This window comes from Streptomyces sp. NPDC042638, assembly GCF_040647235.1.
Classification (GTDB): Bacteria; Actinomycetota; Actinomycetes; order Streptomycetales; family Streptomycetaceae; genus Streptomyces; species Streptomyces rameus.
Genome location: NZ_JBEZBT010000023.1, coordinates 67,088 through 84,401 on the forward strand (window position 1 = coordinate 67,088; position 17,314 = coordinate 84,401).

The 17,314-nt window shown below is 71.5% G+C and carries 16 protein-coding genes; 3 read left to right on the forward strand and 13 right to left on the reverse strand.

The window, feature by feature from the left end; all coding sequences use genetic code 11:
* Positions 1 to 2: 2 nt before the first annotated feature.
* Together AB0B40_RS20070 and AB0B40_RS20075 are read right to left on the reverse strand one after the other, a co-directional pair.
* On the reverse strand, positions 3 to 1,103 hold the full coding sequence (locus AB0B40_RS20070; RefSeq protein ID WP_362264784.1) for a hypothetical protein: 1,101 nt from the start codon (positions 1,101 to 1,103) through the stop codon (positions 3 to 5).
* 341 nt (positions 1,104 to 1,444) lie between these two features.
* Positions 1,445 to 2,617, reverse strand: a complete 1,173-nt coding sequence (locus AB0B40_RS20075; RefSeq protein WP_345056420.1) for an acyl-CoA dehydrogenase family protein — start codon at positions 2,615 to 2,617, stop codon at positions 1,445 to 1,447.
* Positions 2,618 to 2,947: 330 nt separating this feature from the next.
* Here AB0B40_RS20075 and AB0B40_RS20080 point away from each other — a divergent pair, with 330 nt between their 5' ends.
* Positions 2,948 to 4,180 carry a glycoside hydrolase family 18 protein gene (locus AB0B40_RS20080; RefSeq protein WP_345056422.1) on the forward strand — a complete coding sequence of 411 codons (1,233 nt, stop codon included), beginning with the start codon at positions 2,948 to 2,950 and terminating at the stop codon, positions 4,178 to 4,180.
* Between the two features lie 7 nt (positions 4,181 to 4,187).
* Here AB0B40_RS20080 and AB0B40_RS20085 read toward each other — a convergent pair whose 3' ends face one another.
* The 5 genes from AB0B40_RS20085 to AB0B40_RS20105 all read right to left on the reverse strand — a co-directional run bounded on the left by AB0B40_RS20085 (position 4,188) and on the right by AB0B40_RS20105 (position 9,260).
* The gene (locus tag AB0B40_RS20085) at positions 4,188 to 4,835 is read right to left on the reverse strand and encodes a TetR/AcrR family transcriptional regulator (protein ID WP_345056424.1); all 648 of its coding nucleotides are present in this window, start codon (positions 4,833 to 4,835) and stop codon (positions 4,188 to 4,190) included.
* Positions 4,836 to 4,912: 77 nt separating this feature from the next.
* A complete protein-coding gene (locus AB0B40_RS20090; RefSeq protein ID WP_345056426.1) occupies positions 4,913 to 5,053 on the reverse strand; it encodes an SCO1431 family membrane protein in 141 nt (46 codons plus the stop codon).
* 114 nt (positions 5,054 to 5,167) lie between these two features.
* Positions 5,168 to 6,523 carry a peptidase C39 family protein gene (locus AB0B40_RS20095; protein WP_345056427.1) on the reverse strand — a complete coding sequence of 452 codons (1,356 nt, stop codon included), beginning with the start codon at positions 6,521 to 6,523 and terminating at the stop codon, positions 5,168 to 5,170.
* A gap of 200 nt (positions 6,524 to 6,723) precedes the next feature.
* Positions 6,724 to 8,262 carry an amino acid permease gene (locus AB0B40_RS20100; protein WP_345056429.1) on the reverse strand — a complete coding sequence of 513 codons (1,539 nt, stop codon included), beginning with the start codon at positions 8,260 to 8,262 and terminating at the stop codon, positions 6,724 to 6,726.
* A gap of 41 nt (positions 8,263 to 8,303) precedes the next feature.
* Positions 8,304 to 9,260 carry a hypothetical protein gene (locus AB0B40_RS20105; protein WP_345056431.1) on the reverse strand — a complete coding sequence of 319 codons (957 nt, stop codon included), beginning with the start codon at positions 9,258 to 9,260 and terminating at the stop codon, positions 8,304 to 8,306.
* Positions 9,261 to 9,536: 276 nt separating this feature from the next.
* On the opposite strand from AB0B40_RS20105, the gene AB0B40_RS20110 reads away from it, so the two are divergent.
* Complete coding sequence (locus AB0B40_RS20110; protein ID WP_345056505.1) at positions 9,537 to 10,157, forward strand: hypothetical protein; 621 nt, start codon at positions 9,537 to 9,539, stop codon at positions 10,155 to 10,157.
* Positions 10,158 to 10,587: 430 nt separating this feature from the next.
* On the forward strand, positions 10,588 to 12,459 hold the full coding sequence (locus AB0B40_RS20115; protein ID WP_345056433.1) for an AAA family ATPase: 1,872 nt from the start codon (positions 10,588 to 10,590) through the stop codon (positions 12,457 to 12,459).
* 96 nt (positions 12,460 to 12,555) lie between these two features.
* On the opposite strand, the gene AB0B40_RS20120 is transcribed toward AB0B40_RS20115, so the two are convergent.
* The 6 genes from AB0B40_RS20120 to ribH all read right to left on the reverse strand — a co-directional run bounded on the left by AB0B40_RS20120 (position 12,556) and on the right by ribH (position 17,294).
* On the reverse strand, positions 12,556 to 13,629 hold the full coding sequence (locus tag AB0B40_RS20120; protein ID WP_345056435.1) for a hemolysin family protein: 1,074 nt from the start codon (positions 13,627 to 13,629) through the stop codon (positions 12,556 to 12,558).
* Entirely contained in the window at positions 13,626 to 14,960 is a 1,335-nt protein-coding gene (locus AB0B40_RS20125) for a hemolysin family protein (RefSeq protein WP_362264788.1), read from the reverse strand. The genes AB0B40_RS20120 and AB0B40_RS20125 overlap by 4 nt, the downstream gene beginning before the upstream one ends.
* Before the next feature lie 164 nt (positions 14,961 to 15,124).
* On the reverse strand, positions 15,125 to 15,586 hold the full coding sequence (locus AB0B40_RS20130; protein ID WP_345056439.1) for a PH domain-containing protein: 462 nt from the start codon (positions 15,584 to 15,586) through the stop codon (positions 15,125 to 15,127).
* 17 nt (positions 15,587 to 15,603) lie between these two features.
* A complete protein-coding gene (gene hisG, locus AB0B40_RS20135) occupies positions 15,604 to 16,452 on the reverse strand; it encodes an ATP phosphoribosyltransferase (protein WP_345056441.1) in 849 nt (282 codons plus the stop codon).
* A 49-nt stretch (positions 16,453 to 16,501) separates the two neighbouring features.
* On the reverse strand, positions 16,502 to 16,774 hold the full coding sequence (locus AB0B40_RS20140; RefSeq protein WP_019983911.1) for a phosphoribosyl-ATP diphosphatase: 273 nt from the start codon (positions 16,772 to 16,774) through the stop codon (positions 16,502 to 16,504).
* 34 nt (positions 16,775 to 16,808) lie between these two features.
* On the reverse strand, positions 16,809 to 17,294 hold the full coding sequence (gene ribH, locus AB0B40_RS20145; RefSeq protein WP_345056443.1) for a 6,7-dimethyl-8-ribityllumazine synthase: 486 nt from the start codon (positions 17,292 to 17,294) through the stop codon (positions 16,809 to 16,811).
* Between the last annotated feature and the right edge of the window lie 20 nt (positions 17,295 to 17,314).

The window sequence follows — 17,314 nt, forward strand, 5'->3', positions numbered from 1 at the left end:
CCTCAGGGCGCGACCGAGTCGAAGCCGGTGAAGCCGCTCGGGTCGTGCCGGCCGAACGAGCCGTGCTCGAAGATGCCGTACCCGGTGCGCCCGTCGAGCCGGAAGCGGGCGGAGTGGTCGGTGACGCCGTAGCCGGCCAGCGGGTGCGGCAGGGCCATGTCGTAGGTGCGGCGGTCGGTCCAGCCCGGCCCCCGCCAGGTGCCGTGCTGCCAGTCGTCCGCCGGCGGGTAGCCCGCGCCGAGGGCGAGCGGCGAGGAGGCCAGGATCTCGACGTCGAGTCTGCGCGGCGCCCGCGCGTCACCGAGGTGGATGACCGCCCGTTCCGGGTGACGGGTGCCGGAGCGGTAGCCGATCTCGGCCTGGGGCCAGCCCAGTTGACGGTCCCGGTGGCCGGGGCGGACGAGTGTGGCGTCGTTCAGGGAGCGGTGGCCGTCGGCGTCCTCCTGCGTGATGACCATCAGGAAGCCGTCGTCGAAGCGGACCGGGCTCCAGATCCAGTGGAAGCCCTCGGCCGGATGGTCCGCGGCGAGCCGGCCTCCGTCCTCGCCGGGTATCGGGCGTACGCCCCAGCTGCGGTCGCGGGTACCGGTCCAGTCGTCGGCGGTGACCGGGAAGTCCGCTCCCCCGGCGTGGATCACGCCCTCCGCCATGCCGGCCTGGACGAAGCGGCGGCCCTCCAGGGTGAGGCGGTCGCCCCGGCGCTGGAGGTGGTGCGGCTCCCACAGGGCGGGGAAGGCGGCCGTCCAGGTGAGGTCGTAGGACAGCTGTGCGTCCTCGCAGATCAGGCGCAGCTTTCTCAGTGGTTCCGGGACCTCGATGCGCAGGGGGCCGACGGCGAGCCGCATCCGGTCCTCGCCGAGGGCGTCCGAGGCGCGTACGGCGTGCAGGGTGTCCCCGGCGCGGAGCGTGGCGTAGGCGTCGATCACGCCGAGGTTGGGGTAGACGCCGAGGCCGCAGATGAGCAGGGCGCGGCCCGCGTGGTCGAGGATGTGGAAGATGCAGCGGTCGTAGGCGTTCCGGTCGCCGGTCGCCACGTGCTTCATGGAGAGCGGCACCTGGTGCACGGGGTACTCGTCGAGCGGTACGGGACGGTCGTCGGCCACGTCACCCCCTGGTCGATGGTCAGCTGACGGTACGTCAGCTGACGGGAGGTGGCCAGAGGGTGAGCCGGACGGGTATGGACTGACGCTCGAATCCCCCGGGGGGTGACCTGTCCGGTCGTCGCCGCGTTGCCCGGGTATGACCCCCACGTACCCGGCGACCGGGCGTCAGCGCCGTATCTTCGTCCCCCGCCCGGCAGCATCGCTTCCGCCGCCCACGCCGCAGGACCCGCCCATCTACCGTGACCTCATGCGGACGTGGGCCGACCGGGGCCGCACACTGCCGGGCCGCCACGACCCGGAGTGGGTCAGACTGGCGGCCCCGACGGTCCTGACGGGCCAGTTCAGCGACCTTCTGGGCCGGCCACGTGACGGGCGATGACCATCCGCTGGATCTGGTTGGTGCCCTCGACGATCTGCAGGACCTTGGCCTCGCGCATATAGCGCTCGGCCGGGAAGTCGGCGGTGTAGCCGTAGCCGCCCAGTATCTGCACCGCGTCCGTGGTGACCTTCATGGCCGCGTCGGTGCAGTGCAGCTTGGCCATGGCGGCCTGCTTGGCGAACGGCCTGCCCGCGTCCCGCAGCCGCGCCGCGGCGAGATAGAGCGCGCGGCCCGCCTCCACCTGGGTGGCCATGTCGGCGATCATGAAGCGCAGGCCCTGGAAGTCGGCGATGGGCCGGCCGAACTGGCGGCGCTCGGCGGCGTAGCGGACCGCCTCGTCCAGGGCGGCCTGGGCGAGTCCGACGGCGCAGGCCGCGATGCCGAGCCGGCCGGAGTCCAGCGCCGACAGGGCGATGGAGAAGCCCTGGCCCTCCTCGCCGATGCGCCGGTCGTCGGGGACGCGGACGCCGTCGAAGTGCACCTGCGCGGTGGGTGAGCCCTTCATGCCCATCTTCTTCTCGGGCGTCGCGCCACTCAGGCCCGGCGCGTCGCCGGGGACGAGGAAGGCGGTGATCCCGCGCGGGCCGTCCTCGCCGGTGCGGGCCATCACGGTGTAGAAGTCGGCGATGCCGCCGTGCGTGATCCAGGCCTTGGTGCCGTCGATCACCCAGCCCCCGCCCTCCCGGACGGCCTTGGTGCGCAGCGACGCGGCGTCGGAGCCGGAGGACGGCTCGGACAGGCAGTACGCGCCGAGCAGGCCGCCGCCGAGCATGGCGGGCAGGTGCTCGACCTGCTGCTGCTTGGCGCCGTAGGTGGCGAGCGCGTAGGAGGCGAGCGTGTGGACGCTGACGCCGAGGCCGACGGTGAGCCGGGCCGCGGCCAGCTCCTCCAGGACCTGGAGGTAGACCTCGTAGGGCTGGTCGCCGCCGCCGTACTCGGCGGCGTACGGCAGGCCCAGCAGGCCGGACTCGGAGAGCAGGGTGAAGATCTCGCGCGGGAAGCGTCCCGCGTCCTCCTCCTCCGCCGCCTTCGGCGCGATCTCGCGCTGGGCGATCTCCCGGACGAGGGCGAGCAGCTCCTTCGCCTCTTCCGTCGGCAGTTGACGCTCCACCGGCTGCGGGTAGCGGTCGGACATGGCGTCGGGCTCCTCCCTGTTCGGACACAGGCGGTGAGGCCCGTGGTTGGGGGCGGCTCCGCCTGATCGTTCCGCGGTGCCGACGGCGTCCGCTCCCGGGTCTCGGAAGCTGCTGACCAGCGGCATGCGCTGTGAGTATGCCCGATCGGGGACCTCCCGTCACCAGTTAACGACCGCTCACTTCAGGAATCCACTCCAGGCGTCCGTGCGGGGCGAGATTGGTCCGAACCATTGACCTATTGGTCTAGTCCTCCTAGCCTGCATGACCAACGCTTTACCGCGTTCATGCCAATCGGCGCGCGTTCCCCTCTCCCCACGAGGAGACACCCGATGCACACTCCCCACCGCTCCCTCCTCCGGGCGCTCGTCTCGGCCGCGTGTACCGCCGCCCTCGGTGCCGGCCTGCTGGCCGGCACGGGCACGGCGACCGCGGCGGCACCGACCGCCCCGCGGCTCGCGGCCGGCTCCAAGGTCGTCGGCTACTTCACCGAATGGGGCACCTACGACCGCAAGTACTACGTCAAGAACGTCGAGACCTCCGGCTCCGCGGCCAAGCTGACCCACATCAACTACGCCTTCGGCAACGTCACCGGCGGCAAGTGCGCGATGGGCGACGCCTACGCGGCCACCGACCGGGCCTACACCGCGGCCGAGTCCGTCGACGGGACCGCCGACACCTGGGACCAGCCGCTGCGCGGCAACTTCAACCAGCTGCTGAAGCTGAAGAAGAGGCATCCCGGCCTGAAGGTCCTGTGGTCCTTCGGCGGCTGGACCTGGTCCGGCGGCTTCGGCGAGGCCGCGAAGAACCCGGCCGCCTTCGCGCAGTCCTGCTACGACCTGGTCAAGAACTCCAAGTGGGCGGGTGTCTTCGACGGCATCGACATCGACTGGGAGTACCCCAACGCCTGCGGCAACACCTGCGACACCAGCGGGCGGGAGGCGTTCAAGAACCTGATGGCCGCCCTGCGGGCGAAGTTCGGCTCAGGCAACCTGGTCACCGCGGCGATCACCGCCGACGCCACGAGCGGCGGCAAGATCGACGCGGCGAACTACGCCGGCGCCGCCCAGTACGTCGACTGGTACAACCCGATGACCTACGACTACTTCGGCGCCTGGGACGCCACCGGCCCGACCGCCCCGCACTCCCCGCTGAACTCGTACTCGGGCATCCCGAAGGCGGACTTCCACACCTCGGCGACCATCGCCAAGCTCAAGGGCCTCGGGATCCCGGCCTCGAAGCTGCTGCTCGGCATCGGTTTCTACGGCCGCGGCTGGACCGGTGTCACCCAGGCGGCGCCCGGCGGCACGGCCACGGGCCCGGCGGCCGGCACCTACGAGCAGGGCATCGACGACTACAAGGTGCTCAAGACCAAGTGCCCGGCGACCGGCACCGTGGGCGGCACGGCCTACGCCAAGTGCGGCAGCGACTGGTGGAGTTACGACACCCCGGCGACCATCGGCACGAAGATGACGTACAAGAACCAGCAGGGCCTCGGCGGCACCTTCTTCTGGGAGCTGAGCGGCGACACCGCGGGCGGTGAGCTGATCAAGGCGATCAGCTAGGGCCCGGTCAGCCGTCCCGGCGGGCGGCCGGCGGGGCCGGGTGGGCGGGGTCCAGCTCCTCGATGGCGCGCAGGGCCCCGCCGAGCGTCTTCACCAGCAGCTCGCGCATGGTGTCGCGGGACAGCCCGGGGCGGGCGATCCAGTCCAGGGTGGCGCCCTCCACGCCGCACACCCAGGAGAGCAGGCCCATCCGGGCCGGCGGGGAGATGTCGCCGCGGCCGTAGGCACCCTCGGCGATCGTGGCGACGATCGCCTCCCGCACACCGTCGCGGATCGCGTGCACCTCCGCGTCGAAGCCGACACCACCGCTGACGATGGTGCGGTAGGCCGCCTGGTGGTTCTCGGCATAGCGCAGATAACCGTCGACGGTGCGGTGCACGCGGTCCACGGCCGGCAGCCGGAGGCCGCCGGCTGCGGAGGTGACCAGGTCGGCGACGGAGTCCCGGACGATCGCCAGGTAGTAACCGCGCTTGGACCCGAAGTAGTAGTAGATCAGGCCCTTGGCGACCTGGGCGTGACGGGCGATGTCGTCCATGGACAGCGCGTCGTAGGACGTGTCGGCGAACAGCTTCCGCCCGATGGCGATGAGTTCGGCGCGACGCGCCGCCGAGCGCTCGGTACCGCGCGCCTGGGTGGCGGCACGCTGCTGCGGCATGTTCAAGATCGACCCCGGTCTGGGCGCGGCGGACACCGGCAGTATGTCAGAACATGCCGCGGCCGGAGGCGGTCGGTTCAGAGCAGGCCGAGCTGGGTCACGAGCATCGCGAACACCGCGACGAGGACCCAGCCCATGAGGTGCTCGACGATCTGGGGGCCGTCTTCCTGGGGTCCGCCCGTGCGGACGCGGGTGGCGGTGGCCGGGTGTGCGGTCATGGTGTTACTCGCAGAGGTCGGACGTACACGGTCGGATCCCCCCGTCCATCCGTCCACCATGCCACCCGCGACGGCGTCCGCGGCGATGAGCTTGCTCACAGGCCCCGGCTCGGCTCAGTGGACGCCCACCGCAGCGAGTGCCCTGCGCTGGCGCGGGGTGGGGTGGGCCGGGAAGTAGAGGTAGCAGACCCCTCCGGTGCCGGAGGCCACCTTCCCGGAGGCGTTGTACCGCTTGGTCCGGAGCCAGATGTTCTCGAACTCCCGGCGCAGATAGACCCGCCGTACCGCGTCGTCGCCCGGCGAGGCCGGATCGTTGGCGATCACATCGCCGTCCGCCGTGAAGCCGATCACGGTCATCAGATGCCCGGACGTGCCGTACCCGGCACCGGTCAGCTCCTCCTTCAGGAAGGACTGGGACGTTATGGCCGGGATGCCGGCCGCGATCAGCGTCTCCAGGTCGGTGAGAGAGTCGAGCCGGGTGACCACGCCCTGCAGGCCGTCGAAGGTGGCCGCGTAGGCCGCGTTGAAGGGCCAGTTGCCGCAGCCCTCGTACTGGTGGTCGTACGTGAAGCGGGCCGCGTGGTCGACCTGGGGGTCGGCGTAGGACGGGTCGACCCAGGACAGCTGCTCGGGGGTGAGCCGGCCGCCCCAGTACTCGATGATCATCTGCGAGGAGGTCGGGCTGCACCAGGCCTCGCCCCCGTTGTCGTACTCCGGGTACTGGCCCTTGTGGATCTCCTGCGAGTACCGCGGGACGGCCAGTTCCTGGGCGAGGCCGGGGCTGGAGGCCGGGACGGTGAAGCGGTCGGGGATGTCGGAGCCCATCGCGCCGAGCCGCCAGACGGTCGGCGTGAGGGACGTGTCCGGCCGGCGGTAGAGGGTCAGGCGCAGCCGGTACGACGCCAGGCGCAGGCCGGTGCTCGCGTCGTCGACGGCGAAGGTGTCGGTCCACACGGTGCTCTTGCCGTCGCTCTGGCCGTCCACCGAGGTCCGCTTGATGTCCTGGTCGCCGGCCGCCCATCGGCCCATCACGTACCAGGGCGTGTCGGTGCCGTCGGAGTACGTGCCCCGCAGCTCGACCTGGAGCCAGGTGCCGGCGGGCGTGTGCGCGTTCCAGGAGGCGACGGCCTCGGTCGCGGGCACGGCGAGGCGGTGCACCGGGGAGGTCCAGGTGGCGTACTCCCAGGTGGCGGTGGTGCCGGTGTGCGGGTCGGTGTAGTCGGTACGGCCCGCGGGGGCGCCGATGACGATGCCGGGCCGGTGGCCGGGGACGGCCCGGGCGCCCTGGGCGGTCCCCCCGCGCCAGTCGCGGTACGTGGTCCAGGCGTGGTAGTCGATCGGGCGGGCCTGCGCCCGGCCGGCGTCGGTGGTCCGCGGGGTGGCGGCAGCGGGGGCCGCTGTGCCGGTCACCGCCGCGGCGACGGCTACCGCCAGGACGGTTCTGCGGGACGGCTGTTGGGCTCTGCTCATGGGCGCGATGACCCCCAGGGTGGCCTAGTCGGGCTGGTCCGGTGCACGTGTGTGCGCCAACTATGGAGCAGGCCGGACCCCCCTGCCAGCACTTCCGCGCATGCCGCGGCATGAATATTGGTCTGGGCCGGTGGAGGGGGGTCCGGAGGGAGCACTGCCGCGCGGCGGGGCGCCTGCCGGCGCCGGGCCGGGACGTCCGGTCAGACCAGGTCCATCGCGGCGACCTCGTCGGGGCGGCCGTAGCTGACCGGGCCCTGGAAGCGGCGGCGGGCGGTGGCGAACCACCACACCGTGGCCACCAGCAGGACGACGGCGAGCGCGATCGGCGCGTAGTTGAAGGTGTCGACGGTGATCGGCGAGGCCTGCGGCAGCATGAACAGCACACTGCTGAGCAGGATCCAGATCACCGCGAGCCAGCCGACCGGGGCGCCCCAGCGGCCCAGGTGCCAGGGGCCCGGCTGGAAGGCGTCACCGAGCCGCAGCCGCAGGAAGATCGGTACGGCGTAGGCGAGGAAGAGCCCGACCACGTTGACGCTGACGATGGCGGTGAACGCCGTGTGCGACCACCAGCCCGGCACCACCAGAGCGAGCGAGCAGGCGACCGCGAGCCACACCGCCTTCACCGGCGTACGGGTGCGCGGCGAGACCGAGTGCCACCAGCGGGATCCGGGCATGGCGCCGTCCCGGGAGAAGGCGAAGATCTGCCGGGTGTTGCTGGTGAGGTTGGCGAGACCGCAGAAGAGCATCGCGCCGATGACGATGAGGAGCATCACCTTGGCGGTGCGCAGGCCGAGGCCGTCGATCAGGATCTGCACGGGCGGCGCGGCGGCACCGGCCACCTCGGCGTAGTCACCGATGCTGTAGACCAGTGCGAGCATCAGAATCAGCCCGGTGATCGCCGAACAGCCGATGGCACGGGTGATGCCCTTCGGGGCGCTGACCGTCGCGTGGACGGTTTCCTCCGACATGTGGAAGCTGCCGTCGAAGCCCGTGAAGGTCCAGCTCGTGACCAGCAGGCCGAGCATGCCACCGTAAAGCCCGTTCGTGAAACCGGTGTTGTTCTCGAAATGCGTGACGAAGGACGCCGGCTGGTGCTGGTCGGGCATCACGGCGAGTGCGCCCACGATCACGACGAGTCCGATCAGCAGCCACCACACGGAAATGCGGTTGAGTACGGCGACGAGCTGGACGGTGTAGGTGTTGGCGAGGCCCTGCAGAACGATGATCAGCGCCGTGATCAGTACCGTCTGGTGCGCGGTCGGCTGGTAGGAGGGCCACTGCAACTGCACGAACACCTGGATGAAGGTGGCGGCGGCGTATCCGGTGGCGGCGGTGCCGCCGACCTGGCCCACGAAGTTCAGCCAGCCCGTGAACCAGGACCAGGCGCCCTTGTGCCGCTTGGCGAGCTTACCCGCGGAGAAGTACAGGGCGCCGCTCGTCGGATAGGCCGAGGCGACTTCCGCCATGGCGGCGCCGATGAGCAGGACCATCACCGACACACCGATCCAGCCGAATACGAGAATACGCGGGCCGCCCGCGTTCAAACCGAATCCGAAGGACGAGAAGATACCCGAGAGGATATTGATGATGGTGAAGGAGATCGCGAAATTGTCGAACGCCTTGAAGCGCCGGGTGAGTTTCCGCGGATAACCCATCGCGTGCAGGGTGGCGTCGTCGTCGAGCACGACGGTGTCCGCGACCCGGGCCCGCGCCCGGGGAGTCGACATCCGTTCCGACACAGATCGGCCTTTCTCTCGATGGGGCAGGGGGACGAGCGGGGTCAGCCGGGCCCCGGGACGGGCAGGCCGCAGGCGCGCCGGGCCCGGGAGAGCTGCTCGGCCGGGTCGCCGAAGGCGCTCCAGGGCATACGCGACGCGTACGGGCCCATCGCCGTGAAGACCGCCCGGGCCTCGAACTCGCGCTGGCCCATGACCAGCGCGTGCGCGAGGTAGGCCAGGTCGAGCACGGGGGTGAAGCGGTAACCGGTCACCGCGGGCAGCCAGTTCTGGTAGATCGACAGCGCGGTGGAGCGCCACTGGGGCTGCTCCCAGACCCGGTCGGCGAGCAGCTGGGTGGGGTTGTAGCTCTCCACCAGTGCCACCAGGGGCAGCATCCGCAGAGCGGAGTCGCCGGGCGCCCGCTGACTGAGGAAGGCGGCCACGTCCCAGGCCGCGGTGACCGAGCCGCCGTACCGCGTGAAGAAGCAGGACAGGAAGCGGTGGTGGGCCTCGCGGTGCCAGGGGTCCAGGGAGAGGATGTGCGCGAACAGCCGCCAGGGGCCGGGCGGTGCGGTGAGCAGGCCGTGCGGGGCCGGGTCGCGCAGCCGGTGCAGCCGGGCCATGGCGAGCCGGGCGACCCAGGGGGTGGGGTCGGCGGGGGCCGCGTCGGTGGCCCGGTCGCAGGCGGCCAGCGCTATCCGCTCCAGGGCCTCGGCTCGCTCGTCGCGCGCGTCGGCGGCCCGCAGGGCGCGCTGTACCGCGACCCGGGCCCACATCAGCGCCGCCTCGGGCGTGGGCTCCTCGTCGAGCCAGCGTTCCACCAGGTCGGTGCCGGCCGCCTCGGACGCGAGGACCAGCGAGCGGTGGGCCCTCAGGGCGAAGTCGGCGCGGGTCTCCGCCAGCGCTTCGGAGGCGTACCGGTAACGCCCGGCACGCACGTCGACGCATACGCTCGCCAGGGTGCGGTCGTCGGCCGCCGGATGCCACACGTAGTGCCCCTCGAACAATTCCGCGGCCATGTCCCCCTGCCAGTCCCCCTGCCCGTCCCCTGCGACGCATCACGGTGCGCAGGAGGCACCTTACTCAGCGTGGGGCACACCCGAAACGCCGAATTCGACATATCGGTCAGAGGATTCGGAATGTTTATCGGCGCCATTGACTGGCCGCCAGCCGGTGATTCAATATGCGACTTTTCCAGCCCGGGGCACCACCGTCCCGCGTCCAGCCGCACGGGGCCGCTACTAGACTGTTTCACGGGAAATCCCCCCACACCGCACCACACCTCGGGAAACGCCATTCACGACCTCGCCGCCCGGCTGAACGGGCTCTCCCCTTCACTGGGACCGGTCCGGCTGATCGGCGTGGACGGGCACGCCGGCTCCGGGAAGTCCACCTTCGCCGGACGGCTGGCGGGGGCGCTGGGCGGGGCTCCGGTGCTCCATCTCGACGACATCGCCAGCCACGCACAGCTCTTCGCCTGGACCGGGCGGCTCATGACCGAGGTGATCGCACCGCTGGCGCGCGGCGAGAGCGCGCACTTCACCCCTTACGACTGGCGGGCCCGCACCTTCGGCGCCCCGCGCCCGCTGCCGGCCGCACCCGTGGTGCTGATCGAGGGCGTCGGCGCCGGCCGCCGTGCGCTGCGGCCGTATCTGGCGGGGCTGCTGTGGATGGAGTTGCCCCAGGAGGAGTCCTGGGCGCGTGGCCGGCAGCGGGACGGGGCGGAGCAGCGGGAGTTCTGGGACGGGTGGGTCGCGGCGGAGCGCGCGCACTTCGCCGCCGACCCCTCGCGCCCCCATGCCGATCTCCTGGTGATGCAGCGACAAAAGGGATACGAGGTACTCCCGGGACCCGCCGCGACCGCCGAAACCGGGCGGGGTGTGACGCTGAGTGATGGACCGTCCCTGATGTGGTGAAGTTGTGAAGGGCCTTGCGGGACAACTTCTCCGACTGCCTCAACTCTGCTTGACCGGGGGCCCGTACAGGACTTACGTTCTCAATGTGCGGCTTTCGTAGCCGCCCACCGACACGAAGCCCCCGGTTGTTCCCCCGTGACCGGGGGCTTCGTTCTGCCCGCGGGAGCGGAATTCCGAGCGCTGCGCGCACCGATCCTCTCACCCTGGGTCACGAAACGCCGTGCGCCCCGTCTGCTCCCACCTCGCCGAACGCCCTGTGCGGCACCCTACGGTGCGCGCGGTACCACGGGTACGATGCCCTCGGTGCGACCTTCGAGCGGCTGCCTCGCGCACCGGCAACTCCGGTCCGCGGCACAGCGGTTCGACGGCGGCGGCCGTCGGGTGACTGCCCGGTGGCGAACCACGGGGGCACGGTCTGTGGGGGGACGTGATGGACTTCGGCACGCAGGGCTCCGAGGCCCCGGCCGACCTCGCCTGGCTGCGGGGTGTGGACGCCTACACGATGGGCGCCTACCCGCAGGCGGAGGAGGAGTTCCGCATCGCGGTGCGGATGGACCCGGGCATGGCGGACGGCTGGCTCGGCCTGCACGCGCTCCGGGTCGACACGACCACCGCGCTGCTGCGGATGTTCCGGCACCGCGACCGCTTCGGCGAACAGCGCGCCCGGCACCGCCGTACCCTCAACTCCTGGTACTGGCTCGGCTGGTGGGTGCAGCCGGTGCTGGAGAGCCCGCGTGATCTGCTGCTGGCGCACGCCTCCCACTGGCTGGACGGCCGGCATGTGCCCGAGCTGGACCGCGCCCTCGCCGGGCTGCCCCCGGTCGACGCCGACGCCCAGGTCCGGTTCCTGCACGCCTGCCGCGCCTATCTGATCAAGGACTGGGAGCAGTTGGTCCGGCACACCGACCCGCTGCTGGACGACCCCATGCTCGGCATCGAGGCCGGCCTGTTCGGGGGCATGTCCCGGGTCCGGCTGGAGATGTACGGCCAGGCCGAGCCGCTGCTGTCGGCGGCGCTGATGCGGTGCCGCAGCGAACAGCCGCAGCGCAAGGAGCTGCGGTACTGGCTGGCCCGGGCCCATGAGGGCACCGGCCGCAGCGCCGCCGCGCTCCCCCTGTACCGGGCGGTGCACCGGGTCGACCCGGCCTTCATGGACACCTCCGCCCGGCTGGCCGCGATCGCCGAGGGCGACGGGTACGAGGACACGGCCGACTTCGCCGCGATCACACTCACCGGCGCCGGGCAGGACATGGCGGACGGGGCGGACGTGTTCGATCCGCTGTTCGGCGTGGAGGGCCGCGACCTGCGGCTGCCGGAGCCCGACCTGCCGACCGGACCGCTGCCGTCGGTGTCCGACCCCTCGGTGCGGATGAGGACAGGGGTGGCCGGGATGTCCGTCTCGCCTATCCCGGCCGGGCCGACCGATCCCGCGTTACTCGAGGAGGCGCTCGCCGAACTGGAGCGCATGGTCGGGCTCGAACCCGTGAAACGCCAGGTCAAGGCATTGTCGGCACAGTTGAACATGGCGCGGCTGCGGGCCGGGCAGGGGCTGCCGGTGCAGCCGCCCAAGCGGCACTTCGTCTTCTCCGGCCCGTCCGGCACCGGCAAGACCACGGTCGCGCGGATCCTGGGCCGGGTCTTCTACGCCCTGGGACTGCTCGGCGGCGACCACCTCGTGGAGGCCCAGCGGGCCGACCTGGTCGGTGAGTACCTCGGGCAGACGGCCGTCAAGGCCAACGAGCTGATCGACTCCGCGATCGGCGGGGTGCTGTTCGTGGACGAGGCGTACTCGCTGTCCAACTCCGGCTACGGCAAGGGGGACGCGTACGGCGACGAGGCACTGCAGGTGCTGCTGAAGCGGGCCGAGGACAACCGGGACCACCTGGTGGTGATCCTGGCCGGCTACCCGGAGGGCATGGACCGGCTGCTCGCCGCCAACCCGGGACTGTCCTCCCGCTTCACGACCCGCGTCGACTTCCCGTCCTACCGGCCCGGCGAACTCACCGAGATCGGAAAGGTGCTCGCGGCCGAGAACGGCGACCAGTGGGACGAGGAGGCCCTGGAGGAGCTGCGGTCCATCGCCGGGCACGTGGTCGGCCAGGGCTGGATCGACGAGCTGGGGAACGGGCGGTTCCTGCGGACGCTCTACGAGAAGAGCTGTGCGTACCGGGATCTGCGGCTGTCGTCGTACGCGGGGGCCCTGTCCCGGGCGGACCTGGCGACCCTGCGGCTGCCCGACCTGATGCAGGCCTACGGGGAGGTGCTGTCGGGCAGAGGCCCGCAGGATCCTCCGGGTCTGTGAGAACCCCGGGGAAACCGCACGGCCGACCGGCCGTCGAAAAGCGGCCGGCCGGCCATCGGGAACGGCAGCCCCGCGGTTACCCGTCGCGCATCCGGGCTAACCGGCGAGTGCTCCCTCCGGCTCCCCGCTCACCCTCGGCTCCGGCATGTCCCGGTGCGCCGGGTCCCGGACCTCTCCCACCAGCGTCTCCAGGACGTCTTCCAGGGCCACCAGGCCGAGCACCCTGCCCGTCGCGTCCGCCACCTGGGCCAGGTGCGTGGCCGCGCGGCGCATCACGGTGAGGGCGTCGTCGAGGGGCAGCTCGGCGCGGAGCGTGGCCATGGGGCGCCAGACGTGCTGCGGGACGGCCCGCTCGGAGTCCTCCAGGTCGAGGACGTCCTTGACGTGCACGTACCCCATGAAGGGGCCCTTCTCGCCCGCCGCGACCGGGAAGCGGGAGTATCCCGTGCGTGCCGTCAGCTCGACGATCTGCCCCGGGGTGACCGACGGGGCCACCGTGACCAGGGACTCACGGCGCAGCAGGACGTCCGTCACCGGGCGGGAGCCCAGTTCCAGCGCGTCCTCCAGACGCTCGCGCTCCTCGGGGTCGAGCAGGCCGGCCTGGCCGGAGTCCTCCAGCAGCCGGTTGAGCTGCTCGGTGGTGACGACCGCCTCCACCTCGTCCTTCGGCTCGACCCGGAACAGCCGCAGGATGCCCTGGGCGCAGGCGCCGAGGGACACGGTGATCGGCTTGCAGAGGCGGGCGAACCAGACCAGACCGGGGCTGAGCCAGAGCGCCGCCTTCTCCGGCGCCGCCATGGCCAGGTTCTTCGGCACCATCTCGCCGATGACCAGGTGGAAGAAGACCACCGCGGCCAGGGCGATGACGTAACCGAGGGGATGGATCATGCCGTGGGGGAGGTGGATCCACTCGAACAGCGGCTCCAGCAGATGGGCCACCGTCGGCTCGGCGACGGCGCCGAGCGTCAGGGAACAGACGGTGATGCCGAACTGGGCGGCGGCCATCATCTGCGGCAGGCGTTCGAGGCCGTACAGCACCTGGCGGGCCCGGGCCGTGCCGAGCGGTTCGATCTGGCTGCGACGGACGGAGACGAGCGCGAACTCGGCACCGACGAAGAAACCGTTGGCGAGCACGAGCAGCGCGGCGAAGACCAGTTGGAGGACGCTCATCGGGCCGCCTCCGTCACGCCGGCCGCCGGGGCCATTCGGACCAGGCGGACCCGTTCGGCGCGGTAGTGGCCGACCTGGCGGACCGAGAGCCGCCAGCCGGGCAGTTCGGCCCTGTCACCGGGGGCCGGGATCCGGCCGAGCAGATCGGCGACCAGCCCGGCGACGGTCTCGTACGGCCCCTCGGGCACGTCCAGGCCTATGCGCTGGAGGATGTCGACGCGGCAGCTGCCGGCCGCGTCCCAGGCGGGCCTGCCGTCCTCGGGCGGGGCGGGGGCCAGCTCGGGCATGTCCTTGGCGTCGTGCTCGTCGCGGACCTCCCCGACCAGTTCCTCGACGATGTCCTCCAGGGTGACCACGCCGGCCGTGCCGCCGTACTCGTCCACGACGACCGCGATGGGCTGCTCGCTGCGCAGCCGGGTGAGCAGGGGCTGGACGGGCAGGGTCTCGGGGACCAGGAGTGCCTTGCGGGCGATGCGGCCGACCGGCGTGCGCAGCCGGTCGTGCACCGGGACGGCCAGCGCGTCCTTGAGGTGGGCCATGCCGACGATCTCGTCGATCTTCTCCCGGTAGACGGGGAAACGGGACAGGCCGGTGGCCCGGGTGAGGTTGACGACGTCTTCGGCGGTGGCCGAGTCCTGCAGCGCGCTCACCTTCACGCGGGGGGTCATGACGTGCTGCGCGGTCAGCTCGCCCAGGGACAGGGTGCGGACGAACAGGTCGGCCGTGTCCTGCTCCAGGGCTCCGGCCTGGGCGGAGTGCCGGGCCAGGGAGACCAGCTCGCCGGGGGTGCGGGCGGAGGCCAGCTCCTCGGCGGGTTCGACGCCCAGGGCGCGGACCAGCCGGTTGGCGACCGTGTTCAGCGCGGAGATCACCGGGCGGAACAGGCGGGCGAAGCGGTGCTGGGGGCCGGCGACGAAGCGCGCGACCTGCAACGGCCGGGAGACGGCCCAGTTCTTGGGTACGAGTTCGCCGATCACCATCTGGATCGCGGAGGCCAGCAGCATGCCGACGACCACGGCGACCCCGGAGGCCGCCCCGTCGGGGATGCCGATCGCGGCGAAGGGGCCGTGCAGCAGCTCGGCCAGGGCCGGCTCGGCGAGCATGCCGACGACCAGGGAGGTGATGGTGATGCCGAGCTGGGTGCCGGAGAGCTGGAAGGACAGCTCCTTCAGCGACTCCACGACCGTACCGGCACGCGGGTCGCCGTCGGCGGCGGCCTTCTCGGCCTCCGGCCGCTCGACCGTCACCAGTCCGAACTCGGCCGCCACGAAGAATCCGTTGGCGAGGATCAACAGGAGCGCCGCTCCGAGGAGCAGCAGGGGGGTGGTCACGCTGCCACCGCCTTCCCGCTATGTCGGGCGGGGGTGGCGCAGGTACTACAGGACGATCCGTCCATCGCTGGAGGGAGTCACTCCTCGGGTAGCAGGAGCCCCTGTGCACCGGGCTGGGCGCAGGGGCGGAGGCGCAGCGAGTCGGCCTCCGCCCACCAGATTAATCAAGATCTGGGCTCGTGCGGCAGGGCGGAGGGGCCCGAGTGGGCCTCGGCGAGTGCGCGCAGGGTCCGGGCGTCGGCGACGGCGCGCTGCCTGGCGATGCCCGGCTGGATGCCGAGCGCGGGCAGGCTGGTGCCGTCGCTGAGGTCGAGGAACACCCAGGGGTCACCCGGGCGGAGGTTCACCCGCAGGATCTCCGCCCAGGCCAGGCGGCGCCTGCTGACGATGTTGACCACGGTGACGCCGGAGTCGTCGGCGATCACCTTCACCCGGGCCAGCTGGGCCAGGACCCAGAAGATGACTGCCCCGGTGATGATGAAGGTGAGCCGGTCGCCCGGGCCGAGCTGCTCCAGCAGCAGCGCGATGGCGCTTATCACCAGGAACATCACGACCCCGGCAGTGAGCAGGATCACCCGGGTGTGGCCCGGCCGGAAGGTGACGGGCAGGGTGGGCAGGTCGGACATCGGTCGGCGTACCCCTTCTACAGGCGGCAGGCGTGGATGGCCGTGGTCAGGATGGCGCGGGCGCCGATGGCGTAGAGGTCGTCCATGATCCGCTGGGCTTCCTTGGAGGGGACCATGGCGCGGACGGCGACCCAGCCCTCGTTGTGCAGCGGGGAGACGGTCGGGGACTCCAGGCCGGGGGTGAGCGCGACGGCCTTCTCCAGCTGCTCGACCCGGCAGTCGTAGTCCATCATCACGTACGTCCGCGCGACCAGGACGCCCTGGAGGCGGCGCAGGAACTGCTGGACCTTCGGTTCCTCGGCGTCGGCGCCGGTGCGGCGGATCACGATCGCCTCGGACTTCATGATCGGCTCGCCGAAGACCTCCAGGCCCGCGTTGCGCAGGCTGGTGCCGGTCTCGACGACGTCGGCGATGACCTCGGCGACGCCCAGCTCGATGGCGGTCTCGACGGCGCCGTCCAGGTGGACGACGGAGGCGTCGACGCCGCTGTCGGCGAGGTGTCCGGCGACGATCCCCTCGTAGGAGGTGGCGACCGTGCGGCCCTTGAGGTCCTCGATGCCGTTCGCCGTGCCCGGCTTGGCGGCGAAGCGGAAGGTGGAACGGGCGAAGCCGAGCGGCAGGATCTCCTCGGCGTCGGCGCCGGAGTCGATCAGCAGGTCACGGCCGGTGATGCCGATGTCGAGGCGGCCGGAGGAGACGTAGATCGCGATGTCGCGGGGGCGGAGATAGAAGAACTCGACCTCGTTGCCCGGGTCGACGATCCGGAGTTCCTTGGACTCGCGGCGCTGCTGGTAGCCGGCCTCATGCAGCATCTCCGCCGCAGGGCCGGACAGGGAACCCTTGTTGGGGACGGCGATGCGCAGCATGAGGTCGGCTTCCTTCGCGTGGAGTGGGGTGGGTGGGAGCTGGTGCGGCTTAGAGATGGGCGTAGACGTCGTCCAGGGAGATCCCGCGGGCGACCATCATCACCTGGACGTGGTACAGCAGCTGCGAGATCTCCTCGGCGGCCGCCTCCTTGCCCTCGTACTCGGCGGCCATCCAGACCTCGGCGGCCTCTTCGACGACCTTCTTGCCGATGGCATGGACGCCCTTGCCGACCAGCTCTGCGGTACGGGAGGTGGCGGGATCGCCCTGGGCGGCCTTGTGCTGGAGCTCGGTGAAGAGCTCCTCGAACGTCTTCTTGGACATGGTGAGCCCCACCCTAGCCGTTGTGGTGGCCGGCCTAGTGCCAGGGTTCGGATACCGAGCGCAGCGTGGCCGCGGTCGCCACGGCCGCCGTCACCGCCTCGTGGCCCTTGTCCTCGTTCGAGCCCTCCAGGCCGGCCCGGTCCAGGGCCTGCTCCTCGGTGTCACAGGTGAGCACGCCGAAGCCGACGGGGACGCCGGTCTCGACGGAGACCTGGGTGAGGCCCTGGGCGACGCCCTGGCACACGTAGTCGAAGTGGGGGGTGCCGCCCCGGATGACGACGCCGAGGGCGACCACGGCGTCGTAGCCGCGGCCGGCGAGGACCTTGGCGGCGACCGGGAGTTCGAAGCTGCCGGGGACCCGGATCAGCGTGGGCTCGTCGATGCCCAGTTCGTGCAGGGCGCGCAGCGCGCCGTTCACCAGACCGTCCATCACCGTCTCGTGCCACTGCGCCGCGATGACGGCGACCCTGAGGTCGCTCACGTTGCGTACGGACAGCTCCGGTGCACCCTTGCCGCTCACGTCTCTCCTAAGTCCCTTGC